This is a genomic window from Dendrosporobacter sp. 1207_IL3150 (assembly GCF_036763085.1).
In the GTDB taxonomy this organism is placed as follows: domain Bacteria; phylum Bacillota; class Negativicutes; order DSM-1736; family Dendrosporobacteraceae; genus JBAIYU01.
In genome coordinates this window covers 1-15,957 of sequence record NZ_JBAIYU010000007.1, presented here as the reverse complement: position 1 = coordinate 15,957, position 15,957 = coordinate 1, and the positions used below count along the sequence as shown (strand labels likewise).

18 protein-coding genes, 2 tRNA genes and 1 other RNA gene are annotated in these 15,957 nt (G+C 38.7%); 18 read left to right on the top strand and 3 right to left on the bottom strand.

Annotated features, from left to right (window positions below; all coding sequences use genetic code 11):
• Positions 1 to 128: 128 nt before the first annotated feature.
• Positions 129 to 725 carry a YkgJ family cysteine cluster protein gene (locus tag V6C17_RS01315; protein WP_333520744.1) on the bottom strand — a complete coding sequence of 199 codons (597 nt, stop codon included), beginning with the start codon at positions 723 to 725 and terminating at the stop codon, positions 129 to 131.
• Positions 726 to 918: 193 nt separating this feature from the next.
• Between V6C17_RS01315 and V6C17_RS01310 the strand changes: the two genes are divergently transcribed.
• The 3 genes from V6C17_RS01310 to V6C17_RS01300 all read left to right on the top strand — a co-directional run bounded on the left by V6C17_RS01310 (position 919) and on the right by V6C17_RS01300 (position 3,910).
• A complete protein-coding gene (locus V6C17_RS01310; protein ID WP_333520743.1) occupies positions 919 to 2,085 on the top strand; it encodes an ABC transporter substrate-binding protein in 1,167 nt (388 codons plus the stop codon).
• Between the two features lie 307 nt (positions 2,086 to 2,392).
• Positions 2,393 to 3,205: a S1C family serine protease gene (locus V6C17_RS01305; RefSeq protein ID WP_333520742.1), complete on the top strand. Its 813-nt coding sequence runs from the start codon at positions 2,393 to 2,395 to the stop codon at positions 3,203 to 3,205.
• Positions 3,206 to 3,310: 105 nt separating this feature from the next.
• Positions 3,311 to 3,910: a nitroreductase family protein gene (locus V6C17_RS01300; RefSeq protein ID WP_333520741.1), complete on the top strand. Its 600-nt coding sequence runs from the start codon at positions 3,311 to 3,313 to the stop codon at positions 3,908 to 3,910.
• A gap of 76 nt (positions 3,911 to 3,986) precedes the next feature.
• Here the strand turns inward: V6C17_RS01300 and V6C17_RS01295 are convergent, their stop codons facing one another.
• The gene (locus tag V6C17_RS01295; RefSeq protein WP_333520740.1) at positions 3,987 to 4,478 is read right to left on the bottom strand and encodes a hypothetical protein; all 492 of its coding nucleotides are present in this window, start codon (positions 4,476 to 4,478) and stop codon (positions 3,987 to 3,989) included.
• Positions 4,479 to 4,653: 175 nt separating this feature from the next.
• On the opposite strand from V6C17_RS01295, the gene V6C17_RS01290 reads away from it, so the two are divergent.
• From V6C17_RS01290 to V6C17_RS01260, 7 genes are all read left to right on the top strand, one after another.
• Positions 4,654 to 5,010 carry a CidA/LrgA family protein gene (locus V6C17_RS01290; protein ID WP_333520739.1) on the top strand — a complete coding sequence of 119 codons (357 nt, stop codon included), beginning with the start codon at positions 4,654 to 4,656 and terminating at the stop codon, positions 5,008 to 5,010.
• Between the two features lies 1 nt (position 5,011).
• Positions 5,012 to 5,698, top strand: a complete 687-nt coding sequence (locus V6C17_RS01285) for an LrgB family protein (protein ID WP_333520738.1) — start codon at positions 5,012 to 5,014, stop codon at positions 5,696 to 5,698.
• A 171-nt stretch (positions 5,699 to 5,869) separates the two neighbouring features.
• Positions 5,870 to 6,322, top strand: a complete 453-nt coding sequence (gene tadA / locus V6C17_RS01280) for a tRNA adenosine(34) deaminase TadA (RefSeq protein WP_333520737.1) — start codon at positions 5,870 to 5,872, stop codon at positions 6,320 to 6,322.
• A 4-nt stretch (positions 6,323 to 6,326) separates the two neighbouring features.
• Positions 6,327 to 6,414 (top strand) — tRNA-Ser (locus tag V6C17_RS01275).
• Positions 6,415 to 6,734: 320 nt separating this feature from the next.
• Entirely contained in the window at positions 6,735 to 7,151 is a 417-nt protein-coding gene (locus V6C17_RS01270) for a hypothetical protein (protein WP_333520736.1), read from the top strand.
• Positions 7,151 to 7,639: a prepilin-type N-terminal cleavage/methylation domain-containing protein gene (locus tag V6C17_RS01265; RefSeq protein ID WP_333520735.1), complete on the top strand. Its 489-nt coding sequence runs from the start codon at positions 7,151 to 7,153 to the stop codon at positions 7,637 to 7,639. Before V6C17_RS01270 ends, V6C17_RS01265 begins: the two co-directional genes overlap by 1 nt.
• 8 nt (positions 7,640 to 7,647) lie before the next feature.
• Entirely contained in the window at positions 7,648 to 9,234 is a 1,587-nt protein-coding gene (locus V6C17_RS01260) for a pilus assembly PilX N-terminal domain-containing protein (protein ID WP_333520734.1), read from the top strand.
• A 133-nt stretch (positions 9,235 to 9,367) separates the two neighbouring features.
• Here the strand turns inward: V6C17_RS01260 and V6C17_RS01255 are convergent, their stop codons facing one another.
• Positions 9,368 to 10,006, bottom strand: a complete 639-nt coding sequence (locus V6C17_RS01255; protein WP_333520733.1) for a CBO0543 family protein — start codon at positions 10,004 to 10,006, stop codon at positions 9,368 to 9,370.
• Positions 10,007 to 10,786: 780 nt separating this feature from the next.
• Between V6C17_RS01255 and V6C17_RS01250 the strand changes: the two genes are divergently transcribed.
• From V6C17_RS01250 to V6C17_RS01215, 8 genes are all read left to right on the top strand, one after another.
• Positions 10,787 to 10,876 (top strand) — tRNA-Ser (locus V6C17_RS01250).
• 53 nt (positions 10,877 to 10,929) lie between these two features.
• Positions 10,930 to 11,029, top strand: an RNA gene (ffs, locus tag V6C17_RS01245) — signal recognition particle sRNA small type.
• Positions 11,030 to 11,238: 209 nt separating this feature from the next.
• A complete protein-coding gene (gene dnaX, locus V6C17_RS01240; protein ID WP_333520732.1) occupies positions 11,239 to 12,915 on the top strand; it encodes a DNA polymerase III subunit gamma/tau in 1,677 nt (558 codons plus the stop codon).
• 161 nt (positions 12,916 to 13,076) lie between these two features.
• Complete coding sequence (locus V6C17_RS01235; RefSeq protein ID WP_333520731.1) at positions 13,077 to 13,412, top strand: YbaB/EbfC family nucleoid-associated protein; 336 nt, start codon at positions 13,077 to 13,079, stop codon at positions 13,410 to 13,412.
• Between the two features lie 3 nt (positions 13,413 to 13,415).
• Positions 13,416 to 14,012 (top strand): recombination mediator RecR, encoded by a 597-nt coding sequence (recR, locus tag V6C17_RS01230; protein WP_333520730.1) that lies wholly within the window; start codon positions 13,416 to 13,418, stop codon positions 14,010 to 14,012.
• 138 nt (positions 14,013 to 14,150) lie between these two features.
• Positions 14,151 to 14,486, top strand: coding sequence for a DUF2508 family protein (locus tag V6C17_RS01225; protein WP_333520729.1), 336 nt, complete (start codon positions 14,151 to 14,153; stop codon positions 14,484 to 14,486).
• Positions 14,487 to 14,830: 344 nt separating this feature from the next.
• Positions 14,831 to 15,109 carry a pro-sigmaK processing inhibitor BofA family protein gene (locus V6C17_RS01220; protein ID WP_333520728.1) on the top strand — a complete coding sequence of 93 codons (279 nt, stop codon included), beginning with the start codon at positions 14,831 to 14,833 and terminating at the stop codon, positions 15,107 to 15,109.
• Between the two features lie 25 nt (positions 15,110 to 15,134).
• Positions 15,135 to 15,797 (top strand): hypothetical protein, encoded by a 663-nt coding sequence (locus V6C17_RS01215; RefSeq protein WP_333520727.1) that lies wholly within the window; start codon positions 15,135 to 15,137, stop codon positions 15,795 to 15,797.
• The last annotated feature ends 160 nt before the right edge of the window (positions 15,798 to 15,957 follow it).

The window sequence follows — 15,957 nt, the reverse complement described above, 5'->3', positions numbered from 1 at the left end:
ACTATAGATTTCAGTAATATGACCACCTTGAATTGGATTGCGGGCGGATCAATCATTGGGTATATAGTACTCTATGTTGTTAGGAATTTTATTCGAAGATAGACCATTAGTTGATAACTAAACTTTCATTAGGAATCTTTACGTTTATTAAGACATTCCACCCAATTAAGTATAGTGCTTATTTTTGTATCGTAGTCTTTCAGTCCAACAAGAGGATTGCTTGAAACCCAGTAATCACTTGGCTTGTTGTTTTTTTCGGCAAGTAAATTTTGCATCTCTACTTTTAGGGCTTCTTGGTACGCGAAATATAAGCTGTCCTTAAGTGTAGTAAAGTTAGGTGTACACTTAAGGCATGTATGAATTCTACATACTAACGGTCGACTATTATAGATTAGACACTTGCCCCTACTAGAGAGGAATTTACAAACTCCGCTCGTGTGAGGCAGAAGCACCCACCTCATTGTGGAATCAAGTTTTAATATGTGCAGTGGTAAATCGTTAAGGTCTTTTTGCATAATTGTTTTACTTGCTGCAAGTGATAATTTTTCAATAAAAATATTGTCGGCGTAGATGGTTAGACCTGAACAGCAGGTATTCTTGCAGGCGCTGCAATCAATATGATCTTGACAAAATTCAGCCATTGCATTGATAAGATCGGCGACTGTTGAATGTTGATAAGGCGTTATACAGTCTAAACTTCCTAATGGGTCTATTATAATTTTCATAAGCATCTTGCCCCTTTTACTCGTATGTCTAAATATATAGCACCTTGTGTACAAATATTATCAACATTTGATGACGAAGAGGTCTGCTTTGTCCCCTGAAAAAGTACTTGCTAATATTGGCAAAGTACAATAAAATGTTTTTGTTTAAGTATGATTTAGTAGTTTTACGATTTTTATTATTAGGAGGATTGACATGGCAAAGAGATTTTCCCGTATGGGTTACTTGATGCTTGTGCTCATCTTAGCGGCCGGACTAGTTGCCGGATGTGGTGAGAGCGCCAGCAAGGATATTAAAATAGGAATGGTATATGAACTAACAGGAAATACTGCGTCTTACGGAACTTCAGCCGCTAATGGCGCAAAACTTGCTTTTAAGCAAATAAATAGCAGCGGCGGTGTTTTAGGAAAGCAAATTCAAATTGTAACAGCTGATAATAAAGGTGAGCCTGCAGAATCAGCTAATGCAATGACTAAAATAATCACCCAGGATAAAGTAGTTGCTGTGACAGGTTTTACAGTAAGTTCCTGTGGTATTGCCGGTTCAGCAGTTGCTGAAGATAATAAAATTCCGTTTGTAGCTGCGGCTACTGTTAATCCCAAGGTAACTGTGGATGAACGAACTGGTAAGGTAAAGGAATATACTTTTAGAGCCTGCTTTATTGATTCTTTTCAGGGAACAGTCGGTGCAAACTACGCTTTAAACAATCTTAAGGCGAAGAAGACTGCAGTCTTGATCGACAGTTCTAGTGATTATAGCAAAGGACTGGCAAAGGTGTTTAAGGATGTATACACTGGACGTGGTGGCCAGATTGTAGCTGAGGAAGCATATCTACAAAAAGATCAGGATTTTAAATCAACTCTTACTAAGATTAAGGCTCAAAATCCAGAATTATTATACATACCTGGATATTATGAGGATGTTGGCAAGATTATTAAGCAGGCACGCGAGTTAGGTATTGATGTTCCAATTCTTGGCGGCGATGCTTGGGATTCCCCAAAACTTGCGGAAATCGGAGGAGCTCAACCTCTTAATAATACATACTTTACTAACTTCTACTCAGTTGAGGACGCTAATCCTATTTCCAATGCATTTGTTGAAGCGTATAAGAAAGATTACGGTCAGCTGCCAGACTCAATGGCTGCTATGGGATATGATGCAGCCAACTTACTAGTTGATGCCATTAAACGGGCAAATAGTACAGACTCCGCTAAAATTCGTGAAGCTTTAGCTGCTACTAAGAATTTTAAAAGCGTAAGCGGGGATATGAACTTAGATGCAAACCATAATGCAGTTAGAGGTGTTGTCATCATTGAAATGAAGGATGGCAAACAAGTATATAAGGAAACTATTAAACAGTAAATATTACTTTACTAAAAGTTAAAAGGCGGACTAGTCCGCCTTTTTATTTTTGAAACTATTCTTTTGAGCTTGTTTTGTAGTGAAGAACTTTGAACTTTTAACGGCAGCTTTCAAATTTTTGTAACTGCTCTTATCTGAAATTTTACCCATAAGATCGACCTCCATATATAAAGTATTCCCGTATTTAGGCTGCTAATGTTACCTTTTATAAATATACAAATATTTTCACTCTATTGTAACCGATTTGCGCCTGCTTGCATAGGGTATCTCACTAATTGATCTTTATGTGAGAAAGGGGTTGAGCGGTTTGCGTAAACTTATAGGATTAACAGCCATTATTCTAGTTTTTCAATTGTTAGCTATAATACTACCGGTCAATGCTGCGGGTCTACAATATTCCGGTAATGATCAGGTAGGGAAACAATTACTACTCGAATCTATGAAGAACAGCTCTATGATTAATGATGCTAGAGAAAAAAAGTTAGCATTATTTAGCGGAAGTGGGTTCTTTATTACCCCAGATATAGTAGTTACTAGCAATCATGTTGTAAGTGGTGCTAATAGAATAGAAATATTATACAATAATCAAATACAGCTTACTGGTATCGTTGTCGCCAGTGATAAGGAAAGTGATTTAGCACTTATTAAGGTATCGGGATTAGAAAAAGTTATTACTCCTTTAATTTTGGCAAATTCTAGTGATATAAGGCAAGGAAATAGAATCTATTCTGTAGGCTTTCCGATGCCGTCAGTTATGGGCATGGAAGTTAAAATAACTGAAGGACTTATAAGCAGTATGTCTGGAATTCAAGGTGATCCTAGAATGTACCAGATAAGTGCCCCTGTCCAACCAGGTAATAGCGGTGGACCCATTCTAAATGACCGAGCGGAAGTGGTTGGTGTAGTAAGTGGAAGTCTAGATGCAGTAAATTTAATGATGAAACAGGGTATAATACCACAGAATGTTAATTATTGTATAAAGGTAAATAATTTATTCAATCTTATTAATGCCAGCGGGTTGGATACTTTTCCATGCAAAACTAATTCTAAGCCCTTAAATGCAGCAGATGTTATGGATATCGCTCGAAAGTCAGTGGTTTTTGTTATGGTTCTAAAATAAATAAAACTACATTTATATTGACAAATTATGGTGGTAGGACTATATTTTAACTAAGTAATATCGATTATTAATTAAAGTACAAGATTGATTAGGGGGATGTTTGTCATGGTAAAGGAATTTTTCACTGCCGTAAGAGACAGAAGAACTTTTTATGAGATTGACAAAAACATCACGATTGCCGATGAACGCATTAAACAAATTATTGATGATGCAGTCCTAAACACGCCGTCTGCTTTTAATTCACAAAGTGCTAGGGTGCTGATATTATTAGGTCAGCATCACGATAAATTATGGGATATTACCAAAGATGAATTAAGGAAAATAGTTCCGGCTGAAAGGTTCGCTCCGACCGAAGAAAAAATAAATTCCTTCCGTAATGGTTATGGATCGATTCTGTTCTTCGAAGATATGCAGGTTGTTGAGGGGCTTCAAAGTAAATTTCCTCTATATAAAGATAATTTTCCAATTTGGTCAAATCATTCATCCGGTATGCTGCAGTTTGTAATCTGGACTGCGTTGGAGATTGAAGGACTGGGAGCTTCATTGCAGCATTATAATCCACTTATAGATGATGAGGTAAAAAAGACTTGGAACGTTGAAGGAAACTGGAAATTGATAGCGCAAATGCCATTTGGGAACCCTACGGGATTACCTGGTGAAAAGACATTCCAGCCATTAGAGCAGCGAATTAAAGTATTTAAGTAATAGGAATAAAGAAAAGCGCGGGTACCAAGCTTATAAAGCTGAATACCCACGCTTTTGTTGTCTAGTGAATATGTTTTTAGAATTTAACGGTTGCGCCCACACCTACACCATTTCTGTCGCGTCCTTCGTCTGGCATAAAGTTATGGTAATTAAGGTTAAGGTCTGTGTTATGTGATAATTTAACGTTTGTACCTATCTCAAATTCCTTAAAGCTGCTTCCAGCGATTATTGATGCGTAACCATCAGCTTGAGGTGCGATAGCATTGTTTACAGCTAGGCCTAAGTATGCTTCGGAATCATAGGAAAAATTTCTGCTGCCGATAATTCCTCTTAAATTTGAATTGAGGCCGAATTGTCCATAGATGTCTTCCATATCGCCGATATTATCGTAATCGTTGTTTTGGAAGCCTAGTGTAAATTTATCACTAAGCTTATGTTCTATGTAAAAGGTATCAGTACCGATACCAAGAGCGGTCTGCCCTTGGCTAAGATCGTTAATTGGCGCAGCGAACCCTGTTCCCATATTCATAGCTAAAAAAGCAGCTAAAGTAATTACTGTTTTTTTCATACGTGAAACCCTCCTAAAATTAACATTACTTTGAATAATTGCTTAGTTGAAGAATAGCATACAAGTATGACAAAAATATGACAAACGTAGGCTACTAAAGAAGGTAGTTATTACATGAAGGTCAAAGTATTATAAGAATGTAAACTCAGGTAGTTGATCTATGGAGGGAATCGGATTGCTTAAAATAGTGAAATTTATTTTGCAAACGGCATTTTTGTGGATTATCTACTGGTCGGGTAATCAAATTACGCAAATGTTTAGCTTACCTATTCCGGGAAATGTAGTCGGAATGATACTATTATTTGCGTTATTGATGGTTGGAATTGTACGTATCGAACATGTCGAAATAGCCAGCAGTAATCTCCTCAAACATATGTCGTTTTTCTTTATCCCGTTAGCAGTAGGCTTAATGAATTGGGGAGATCTTTTTTTGCAACATAGCCTTGTTTTAACCTTAGCAGTTATTGTAAGTGCTGTAATCACCTTCTTGACTGTTGGTTATATAGTACAGATTGCAAATAGGAGCAATTAAAATGGATTATATGATAATAATAAGTACGATTATTTTAACGGTTTGTGCCTATTTAGTAAGTAGGTTCTTGTTTTTGCGATATGGGCACCCTTTATTTAATATAGTTTTGTTAGGAACATCGATAGTTGTTGTTTTCTTATTGCTGGCAAAATGGCCTTATTCCGCATATGCACCAGGGAAGGAGATAATGACATTTCTTTTAGGTCCCGCCACAGTTGCATTGGCAATCCCCCTATACAAGAATCGTGAACTGTTAAGGAAGCATGGAATTCTGATTTGCGTAAGTGTTGCTACTGGTTCAATTGTTTCAATGGGATTAGCAATATTAATAACAAAGTTTGGCGGCCTCAGTAAAGAAGTCATTATTTCTGCTGGACCTAAATCGGTCACTGCGCCTATTGCGATTGAGATTGCTCAAATGGCTGGAGGTGACCCGGCGTTAGCTGTAGCTTTTGTTGTTGCAACAGGGACATTCGGTGGTGCATTAGGACCGACTTTGCTAACTTGGTTTAAGATTACCAATCCTAAAGCAAGAGGGCTTGCATTAGGGACTGTTGCGCATGCTCAAGGTGTAGCAATGTCATTACTGGAAGGTGAAGACAGGGCGGCGATGGCTAGTTCAGCTATGGCTTTAGCGGCAGTATTTGCTTCAGCCTTTGCACCTATACTACTATACTGTCTAATTTAGCTTCAAAAGTTAAGCATGGTATTCCCTTAGTGCCAGTAATTACTACTAAATTGAAGTTGCATAACTTGTTTGCATACGATATAATAATATACGCCGATTATGACGGTATTATATTGAATGTAATATTGTCTAAAACTGAGCACCCATTTTAAATTTGAGTGGGGAATATATATGAACGATAACTACTACATGGGCTTAGCTTTGGAAGAGGCTCAAAAAGCCTACGATATCGGTGAAGTTCCTATTGGAGCAGTTTTGGTAATTGGGGATGAAGTTGTTGCCAAAGGGCATAACATGCGTGAAACGTGGCATGATGCTACAGCCCATGCCGAAGTAATAGCTATACGTGAAGCGTGCAAAAATTTGGGTCGCTGGCGTTTAACTGGAGCTACATTATACGTCACTATTGAACCTTGTCCAATGTGTGCAGGGGCCTTGGTAATGAGTAGAGTAGATCGGTTGGTTTATGGCAGTGCTGATTATAAAGCTGGAGCCGTGGAGTCTATATTCAATATAGCTCAAAATGAGGCTTTAAACCATCGTATAGATGTGACTGCAGGTGTTAGAGCAGACGAGTGCGCCTCGCTAATGAAAAATTTCTTTAAACAGAGGCGTTCTAAATAAATATGGAGAGGTGTCCGAGTGGTCGATGGTGCTTGACTCGAAATCAAGTGTCCTGAAAGGGACCGTGGGTTCGAATCCCACCCTCTCCGCCATTAATAAATTCAAGTCTTATTGCTTTATTAGCGATAAGACTTTTTCTGTTTATGAGTTTGACTACTCAGTCTGCTATAGGAGCGGTGGTTTTTTTATGACACCTGAGGACGGCGTGTATTTATGTTAAGTGTAAATAGAATGGAAGACCAATGAGCCTATTATACGCAAATGGAGTTTTACAACAGTTTGTAAAAACATATTACGGTAAGTGATAGTTAAACATCTTTTGTTAGTGTTCATTGAAGGAGTATTATATAGTATGAAGAAATATAATCAAAAACAATTTGTAGTCCGCAACAATTAGAAAGGTAGAGTCATAATGCGTAATAATCAAAACGGGTACATACTCTTTGACTCATTAATTGGTATGGTAATACTTAGCGTAGCCTTACTTTCACTTGCGGCTTTATTCATGCAAACAACCAAGGGTACTTTAGCCACTGATAATTTAACTAAGGCAGCATATATTGCAAACGACCAGCTCTCTAGACTCAAAGTTCACGACGGTCAACGACAAGACCGAAACAGTGCGGTTTGGGCAAATAACGTGATTTTACCAGCTGAGGAAAACCACGGGACAGTATTTTCAGTAACAACAGGCGTTGTTCCTGCGGATAATCTGCCGCCCGGATTAATTGATGATGTTATTCCGGTGCAAGCAACGGTGAGTTGGAACGAATCGACAGAGGAAAAGCAACTGCAAATCATAACCTATTACTATTTTGGAGCAAGGTAATGTTTAAAATATTAACCAATAAAAAAGGGTTTACTCTAGTTGAGCTTATAGTTGGTATGGCGATAATGGTAATAATCTTAACAGGTGTTTTAGGAATAATGAGATCATCGATTCAATCATATGACTTTAGCAAAAAACGAGTATATGAAGCGCAGCAATCACGTGTGGCTATAAATGCTATAATAGATGATTTGAGAAATGCTACAGCAATTACTGAGCCGACTAAGGGAAACACTCAAGATAGTATAACCTATACACTTAATGCTGCAAACCATACAATAGAGTTGGGATCCGGACAAGATGAGGGCAGGCTAATGAGAGACGCAACCGCGATGACATCAAATATCGTGACAAATATATCTTTTGCGAGGGATGCTGCGGATGGAAGAATTATCGCTGTGAGAGCAACGTTAAACAGCCCGGATAATAGATCATCTGATGAATTTGTTATTGAAACGGTTGTTTTTGCCAGTAATTTAACCCAATGAGGTGCATTATGTTAAAATCCCAAAAAGGATCGGCAGCAGTTGTAGCTTTAGTGTTGATGCTGTTTCTAACTATTTTAGCAAGTGCTTCTAGTACTATTGTTAATAGTGATTTGCGATTTTCAAAGATGAGCAGCGATGATATCGAAGCGCAATTTGCAGCTGAGGCAGGAGCAAAGCACGCTATTTCAATGTTTTATCAACCTGCACAAGATTGGATATGGGTCGACCCAGATGTTAATACAGCAAATTGGCAAACATTAAGTAATGATGCAAGAAGATATCACGTTAGGATAAGCTTGAATGGTGCACATATTGTTCCTGCGGCGCCTGCCGCAGCGGGAATTTATACCATTACCGCTACTGGTAACGTACGTAATTCGACTAAGACGGCGACTGTACAAGTCACAGTTGCTGGAAATAGTGGTGGAACCAATCCTTATGTCAGCGGAGATGTTTTTGGTAGATACGGCTTATATAGTAAAGGGAACGCTAATATAGAAGCAGGTAATGTGCCTGTTATTAATGGAGATATTGGTTTTGCCGGAGGTATATACATAAACGGAACAACTAATTTTTTAAACGGAAATCATCTGCATGTAAGAAATCCAGTGCCATCCATCGGTGGCTGGCGTGGTGGCAATAACGATTGGCTAAAGAATTCAATAGTAGCTGATGAAAATGTTGGTACGTTAGAAGTAACTATGCCGGAATTGCCAGAAATGCCTACTATACCTTCTACTATTCCTGGTGGTGCTAATAAGATCACTGGTGCCGGGGATTTTAATCAATCTACGTATTATAGTAGCAGTCTTTCTAGTTCTAGTGGCAACATCAAAGTAATGGCACCAGATACGACTATTTATGCAACAAATGGTTTGCGTTTGACAAAGTCAGGCCTTCCTAATGGCACTATTACCAGTACAGGCAATCTGACGCTTTACGTTAATGGCAACGCACAACTCGATAATGGCAGCTTTATTAATGCAACTGGCGATATTACTATCTATATATCAGGATCATTAGACATAATGGGAGCTTCATATATAAGAAGTGAAACTGGCAATGTTGAAATCATTACTAATAGTTATATAAAATTCCATGACAATAACAACTATATCCAAGCTCCCCCCGGCAAAGAACTAAATATTATATCGAGGCAAGGAAACATTGAATTTAATAACAATTGCTATATGAATGGTGGAACTGCGTTTTTACAAGCGCAGCAGAATATTATTTTGAGAAATTCTGGATCAATTAATGACAAACCTGGTTATGGAAATGCCTTGGCTTATTTGTTTTCGAATGGAAGTATGACTGAAGGTACGTTTAAAATTGGAGGGGCTGCGTCAATGTTTATTACATCAGGTCCCTTTAAGTTTAATGAATCTTTCTATGCCCCAAAAACTATCTTTATTTCAGAATCTGGGGAAACGTATTTTACAAGAAATCCTAATCTAGGCGGGGTTTATGTGAATGGCTCAATTAGGATTGATAGTAAACCGACTATTACTTATGACAGTTCTATCTTAACAAGACTGGGACTTACTGGCGGAGGTGGGACTGGCTCTACTACCGTCAACAACTGGGGTAGATAATATTTATGATTCAGGGGATGCACTTCGTGCCCTACCGTTATTAGAACGAAATACAGAAAAAGCCTTATTTCTTTTTAGCGATAGGGCTTTTGCTATTGAATTTAATTTCTGTAAAGTTCCAAAAGAAAAGCGGTTATTCCCTTTTGTGGTTATCTAGCTCATTATCTTTATCGATCGGCTTCATAGCGGGTTGCAGAGCTGGGGATAGATTAAGGCGGCTTGTCCTTGGTGCATGGTTTTGTTCTACTCTTGCCATCCAGAGAACCACGGCTCTTGCAACAAACGAGATAGACCAAGCTATAAGAAAAGAATAGAGATAGCTCCAGTTTTCGAGCCATAAAATTCCTACCCAAGCATAGAACGGTTGAGCAACAAAGGCAAAGAAAGCTGTAGCAAAAGTATTAGTAATTAGAAAACGCCGCCAGTTATCTGCATATTGATAAGCGAACATGTGAATTATGGGATGAAGGGTGTAACTGTAAGGCATAAGGCTTGGCTTAAAGGGGAGAAAGTGCGACTTATAAGCCCACAGAGCCGTGGTAGTTCCAATTGTGTCAACATATCCATAGCCAACAGAAAGAAGTGAGCCAAAAAAGAACAGTTCTCTTAAACGGCTCCTATCAATAATCAAATAAAGCAGAGTATAGAAAATAGCCATATTTGCAACAGTTATAAACCATCTAAAAGAGAATAGTTCCATAGAGATATAGCGAGTATAAATAAGGTTCCATAGAATTTTACTTGTAGTTATAATTTCGTAAAAATTATCCAAGCTAAAGCCTCCTAGAAGTAAAGTATTTGAAAAAGTGACAACCGCATAAAGTCCAAAGAAGTAAATTTAAATAATAATACAGAAATAGCTTTACCAAATAACGCTAGTAATATAAAAGCTGCTAAGTGGGGTGTTAATCTGTCGAATATAACATGTAAGTGGAATCTTGGTCGGTTGGAGTAAACGTATCTGTAACAAGCTCTAAAAAGAGAAATATATAATGCAGTTTGATTACTGCGTTATAAGTAGGGAAGTCTAATGTTATATAAATTTTTTGAAAATTTTCAAAATATAGAAGGGATATTTATAGTAGATGGAGAATATAAATTTTAGCAAGGGACTGATAGTGTGCCGGCGGGACGATATCGGTCCATAAGTTACACTTGCTCATTAGAACACTCCTTTTAGTAATGTTATGCATTTTTTTCGTACCCTATTAGGGACCCCGTTTACGGGGCATTTTTTTTCCTAACAAAAGGCATAACTTTATTAAGACAGGTTAGGTGCAACATTGCCTAGTGCTGTCATTAAGGCTCGGCGCAAGTCGTGTTTTCTTAATACAATAGAAAGCATTATCACATATATGTGTAAGTATCGTTTTGATCCGCTGCAAACACCGTGCTTTTTTATATTATGAAATAGTTTAATTTATCTAGTAGTACCTAAAAATGGAATATAAATTGATGTTGACATTTAATAATTAAAATGGTAACATATCATTTGTCGCGGATAGTTAGATTAACGGAAGTGACACCACAAATTAATAGTTTGTATACTAATGGAGAGATGTCCGAGTGGTTGAAGGAGCACGCCTGGAAAGCGTGTGTACGGGAAACTGTACCGAGGGTTCGAATCCCTCTCTCTCCGCCATATTATTTCTATACCAAGGGTCTGATAGATGTTTTTAAGGTCGGACCATGGCAGGTTGGGTCTTGCGCAATGGAGACTCATGAACCCCGCCAGGTCTGGAAGGAAGCAACGGTAAGTGACAATCTTCATGTGCCGTGAGGGTGCCTGATTTGCCGTGGCCCGACGTTAAAAACATAAATGAATATGTATTAATTAAGCAGCCAGATTGTCTGGTTGCTTTTTGGTATGTATTGAATCTTAGGCTCAAAGGGAAAAGTCTGTTTAGTGTTGAAGTATTTATGTAGAGACATACTAACGTTATAATATAACGTAACTATATAATTTAAGGTCCGCTTATATCGCGTCCAAAGGGAGATGTCAATATGTCTTATGTAGCATTATATCGACAGTGGCGACCTCAGGATTTTGAAAACTTAGTTGGTCAGGAACACGTTAGCCGGACTTTAAAAAATGCTATAAAAGTTGGTAAGATTGCCCATGCATATTTGTTTTCTGGACCTCGAGGAACAGGTAAAACAAGCACAGCTAAAATATTAGCCAAAGCTCTTAATTGTGTAGAAGGCCCAACACCAATACCGTGCAATCAATGCCCAAACTGCGAGAAAATCACAAATGGTACCTCTATGGATGTATTTGAGATTGATGCGGCATCAAATCGCGGCATTGACGAAATTCGTGATTTAAGAGAGACAGTAAAGTTTTCGCCAGTCGATGGGCGGTATAAGGTCTATATTATTGACGAAGTACATATGTTAACAACGGAAGCGTTCAATGCTTTGCTTAAGACGCTGGAAGAGCCTCCCAAACATGTTGTATTTATACTGGCGACTACTGAGGCTCATAAAATACCTGCTACTATACATTCCCGGTGTCAACGTTACGACTTTAGGCGAATAGGAATACAGGCGATCCAGGAACGGTTACTGGAAGTAGCTAAGGGAACAGGTTTAGATGTAACAGAGGATGCATTAAAACTTATAGCAAGGCATGCCGAAGGTGGTTTGCGAGATGCACTGAGTGTTCTTGATCAGTGCGCCGCCTTAGATAGTGGTACGATTAATGCTGCTGATGTTAGACAATTACTTGGGTTGGTCGGTCACGAGTGGGTTTGGAAAATGACTGAAGCTCTGGCGGAGCGGGACACTAGTGCCGTTATTATAACACTCGATGAATTAATCGTCATGGGGAAAGAGATCCGACAAATATTATTAGAACTCTCACTTCATGCCCGCAGCTTGATGCTTTACAAGGCAGCTCCAGATATTGAAAATATCGAGATGTATAGTGATGAGAGAAGTATTTTGGCAAAACATAGTGCTAAATTTACACACGGTGAGTTAGTAAAATTGATACAAGTGATGCATGAAGCTGCTAATGAATCTAAGTGGTCTCCTGAGCCTCGTATTACCGCCGAAGTTGCGCTTATTTCTGCATGCCGTCGTACGGATGATGAAAACATACATGCGCTTATTGGGCGAATAGAAGCTTTAGAACAAAAGCTAGCTAAGGGGATGCCAATATCAGAAGTACCTATGCAAAGCAATTATAATGAAAAAAGTTATCAACAGCCAAATAAGCAGATGTTCGAAAAACCGCAGCCTGAGACATCTAAAGTGCCAGAACCAAAAGAAGCAAATGTTGTTACTGATGTTCCGAAACCGAGTAATATTAGAGATGTTTGGGACAATATGCTTAAGGAATTGTTGTCCAGCGGTAAACGTTCAGTACATGCATGTGTAGCACAAGGGAACTTAGTTAGTCTAGATGATAGGCAAGCGGTGATTCAATTTACAGCAAACTTCCCTAAGGAACGTACCGAAAAAGATGATTATCGTGCTATTTTAGAAGGCATACTTACTAATATTTGCGGCAGTTCGGTTCAAATTCGATGTGTTATTGGGGCTGCTCAGCCATCTCAAAAGCCTAAAGCGGAAGAAAAAGTCAAACAATCACAACCAGCTCAAGAAGCTAACGAAGATCACCCCGCATTACGCGAGGCAGTGAAGATGTTCGGTGGCAAAATAATAAAGCAGGAATAAAACTTGCTCAGAACGCTTAGACATTAACAAAAATAATGGAATTTTGATTTTTTTTGCGTAGTCGCGGCGAAAAGCCGTGTCTTTATATAATGAGTTTAGCTGCCGCTGCAGTAAATCAATACAAAAAAGGCAGTTGAGTACATAAACAAGGAGGAATTTAGATGTTTGGAAATATGGGTAACATGGGAAATATGGCTGGTATGATGAAAAAAGTGCAAAAGTTGCAGGCTGATATGGCAAAAATGCAGGAAGAGTTAAAAAAACGAACCTTGGAAGTGTCGGCAGGTGGCGGTGCGGTTAAGGTAGTAATTAATGGCGAAAAGCAAATCCAATCCTTAAAGATTGCACCTAGCGCTGTAGATCCTGAAGATGTAGAAATGCTAGAAGATTTAATCGCTGCCGCTGTTAATGAGGCTGTCAAAAAAGTAGATGATATGATGGCACAGGAAATGGGCAAACTTACTGGCGGACTAAATTTACCACCAGGTATGTTTTAATAGATGCAATACATAGCACCCTTAGCAAAATTGGTTGAACAACTGCGTGCTCTGCCTGGGATTGGACCCAAAAGTGCAACGCGTTTAGCTTATTATGTTCTTGAAATGGACCATGATAAAGTAAAAGCACTAACGCAGGCTATTGTAGATGCAAAAGCAAAAATAAGTTATTGCGAAGTATGCTTCAATCTAACTGATAGTAATCCTTGTCGCATATGTGCGTCACAAGATAGAGACACTTCGATTATCTGTGTTGTTGAGGAACCTCGCGATGTTGCAGCAATGGAACGTACGAGGGATTTCAAGGGGAAGTATCATGTTCTGCATGGGTCCCTTTCGCCTTTGGAAGGTGTAGGGCCTGAGGAAATAAGGATCAAGGAATTACTTAGTCGTCTATATTCCGGTGATGTAAAAGAAATAATCATGGCAACTAACCCTGATGTCGAAGGTGAAGCTACCGCAATGTATGTTGCGAAATTGCTAAAGCCGTTAGGCGTAAAAGTCACGCGAATAGCACATGGTCTTCCTGTTGGTGGCGATTTAGAATATGCGGACGAGGTAACGTTATCTAAAGCGCTTGAAAATCGCCGTGAAATGTAATAGAAGTGTGAATTGTACAGTTTAATTCTAACTCTAAACTTATATGGATTTTAAAAAAACTGCTTTTTTAGCAGTTTTTTTTGTCGCTATGTTTAACGTTTCTCTACTATGGGAAAAATAGCCTTAGGAGGGGATGTTATGAATATAAGCTTAGGGATGAATATGAAGGCTAGGATGAACGTAGCTTTAAATCGGGTGTTTTCGAGGATTGTAGATGGTGATGCTATAGAACCTGTTGCAATGCCTTCCTTGCCGGAGGTAGTTGAACAGGCGAGACAAGAATACCTCAATGCTCAATATTACTACAACACTGTAACAGATAAGGACCTGGTAGATCATGCCGTGTACGTAATGCATGCAGCAGAGAAAAAATATATGTATCTTCTTAAACAGGCCCGCGAACAAGGTGTTACTTACTCTCCATATGCCGCAAAAATAGATTTAGAGGAAAAAACGTCTAATATCCAGGGTTAAGTGGTCGAAGATATAGTGTTAAACACCCCTTGAATAAATAAAATCAATACAATCGTAGAAAAAGACTTGTTGAGAACAAGTCTTTTTTTGTATCCATAAATCAGGAATGCCTGATGTTAAGAGGGGCACGAATAAAGGTATAATTACATCTAATGGTAAATATATATTACGTAAGGTTGTGTTTATCCGATGAAACAAGTCGCTCTATCCAAAGGGAACGGGCGAGCGTCTAAGTCTCTGGATAAGTTCGACTAAGGTCAGATGGAGTTCTACCCGAAGGGCAGGCAACTCTACCTGAATCAAGACCGACTTATTGATAAATAAAGTGAATGTGAGGGGAGTTTATGCCTGCATTTAACGGTGAATTAAATGTAATATTTGCGTATGCATTCGGTATCATTCTTATATATCTAATAGGCAGAGTGTTTTTAATGCCGCTGAAGTTAATTTTTCGCCTTATTTATAATGGTATCATTGGTGGAATAATGCTATGGGTCGTAAATCTAATCGGCGGCTATGTCGGGTTTACGATTGGTATTAATGTAATTACCGCCTTAGTCGCAGGTTTTTTAGGAATTCCAGGGGTAATTTTGCTGATTTTGTTTAAAATATTTATAGCATAATATTTCTGGATAACTGAGAGGTAATATGGAACCGATAATCGAGGCCTACGTGGGTGAATATGCTAGCGGGAAAAGTGAAAACGCTGTCAATCGAGCTATTGAATTAAACAAGCAAGGAATACCGGTAAGTTTGGTTGACTTAGATACAGTTGAACCTTGTTATACTATCAGACCTATTAAGAAGGAACTTGAGGAAATGGGTATTGATGTTGTAGCCTGGGAGACTAGCGATACAATGGGCTTAGGGGAGGCTGGCAGCGTCATCAAAGGATCGATGCGCTGGGTTCTGAGAAGAAAAGGCAATATTATTATGGATATTGGATATGGTGTTCATGGCGCTGAGATATTTAATCTTATTGAAGGTGCTTGGGAAAGCCCGCATTTGAAAATTATAGCAGTTATCAATAAATCCAGACCTTTTACATCAAGTCTAGATAGTATTCTCGAATATGTAGGGACATTAGGTAGAGTAGATGCTCTTTTGAATAATACCCATTTAGATGAAGAAACTACGGTAGATATTGTTCAGCAAGGTGCAAAAGTCATAACAGAAGCAGCTAGAGTTTTAGGTATTCCAATGATAGCAACATCGGCTGTTAGAAAAATTGCCGATCAAATTGGCTCGGTAGATTGTATGGGCAATCCGGTCAGGATTTTAGATCGCTTTATGCCAAGAACGTTTTGGTAGATTAATAGCAGGTTAAAAATAACCTGCTATTTTGTTGTTTGCCCCGAATGGGCAATAACTTGGTGGTGAGAGTCCACTACAGGCTTGGCAGTAGGAACTGTTAGCAGAGGGCAAGGGTGTCCGCCGTGAGGCGGAATCTGAAGTAAGCCTAATGCAAACC

What these genes read in the sequence shown, in the direction of transcription:
- V6C17_RS01315 (WP_333520744.1), bottom strand. Translation starts at nt 725, where the DNA reads ATGAAAATTATAATAGACCCATTAGGAAGTTTAGACTGTATAACGCCT.
- V6C17_RS01310 (WP_333520743.1), top strand. Translation starts at nt 919, where the DNA reads ATGGCAAAGAGATTTTCCCGTATGGGTTACTTGATGCTTGTGCTCATC.
- V6C17_RS01300 (WP_333520741.1), top strand. Translation starts at nt 3,311, where the DNA reads ATGGTAAAGGAATTTTTCACTGCCGTAAGAGACAGAAGAACTTTTTAT.
- V6C17_RS01295 (WP_333520740.1), bottom strand. Translation starts at nt 4,478, where the DNA reads ATGAAAAAAACAGTAATTACTTTAGCTGCTTTTTTAGCTATGAATATG.
- V6C17_RS01285 (WP_333520738.1), top strand. Translation starts at nt 5,012, where the DNA reads ATGGATTATATGATAATAATAAGTACGATTATTTTAACGGTTTGTGCC.
- tadA (WP_333520737.1), top strand. Translation starts at nt 5,870, where the DNA reads ATGAACGATAACTACTACATGGGCTTAGCTTTGGAAGAGGCTCAAAAA.
- V6C17_RS01270 (WP_333520736.1), top strand. Translation starts at nt 6,735, where the DNA reads ATGCGTAATAATCAAAACGGGTACATACTCTTTGACTCATTAATTGGT.
- V6C17_RS01265 (WP_333520735.1), top strand. Translation starts at nt 7,151, where the DNA reads ATGTTTAAAATATTAACCAATAAAAAAGGGTTTACTCTAGTTGAGCTT.
- V6C17_RS01260 (WP_333520734.1), top strand. Translation starts at nt 7,648, where the DNA reads ATGTTAAAATCCCAAAAAGGATCGGCAGCAGTTGTAGCTTTAGTGTTG.
- dnaX (WP_333520732.1), top strand. Translation starts at nt 11,239, where the DNA reads ATGTCTTATGTAGCATTATATCGACAGTGGCGACCTCAGGATTTTGAA.
- V6C17_RS01235 (WP_333520731.1), top strand. Translation starts at nt 13,077, where the DNA reads ATGTTTGGAAATATGGGTAACATGGGAAATATGGCTGGTATGATGAAA.
- recR (WP_333520730.1), top strand. Translation starts at nt 13,416, where the DNA reads ATGCAATACATAGCACCCTTAGCAAAATTGGTTGAACAACTGCGTGCT.
- V6C17_RS01225 (WP_333520729.1), top strand. Translation starts at nt 14,151, where the DNA reads ATGAATATAAGCTTAGGGATGAATATGAAGGCTAGGATGAACGTAGCT.
- V6C17_RS01220 (WP_333520728.1), top strand. Translation starts at nt 14,831, where the DNA reads ATGCCTGCATTTAACGGTGAATTAAATGTAATATTTGCGTATGCATTC.
- V6C17_RS01215 (WP_333520727.1), top strand. Translation starts at nt 15,135, where the DNA reads ATGGAACCGATAATCGAGGCCTACGTGGGTGAATATGCTAGCGGGAAA.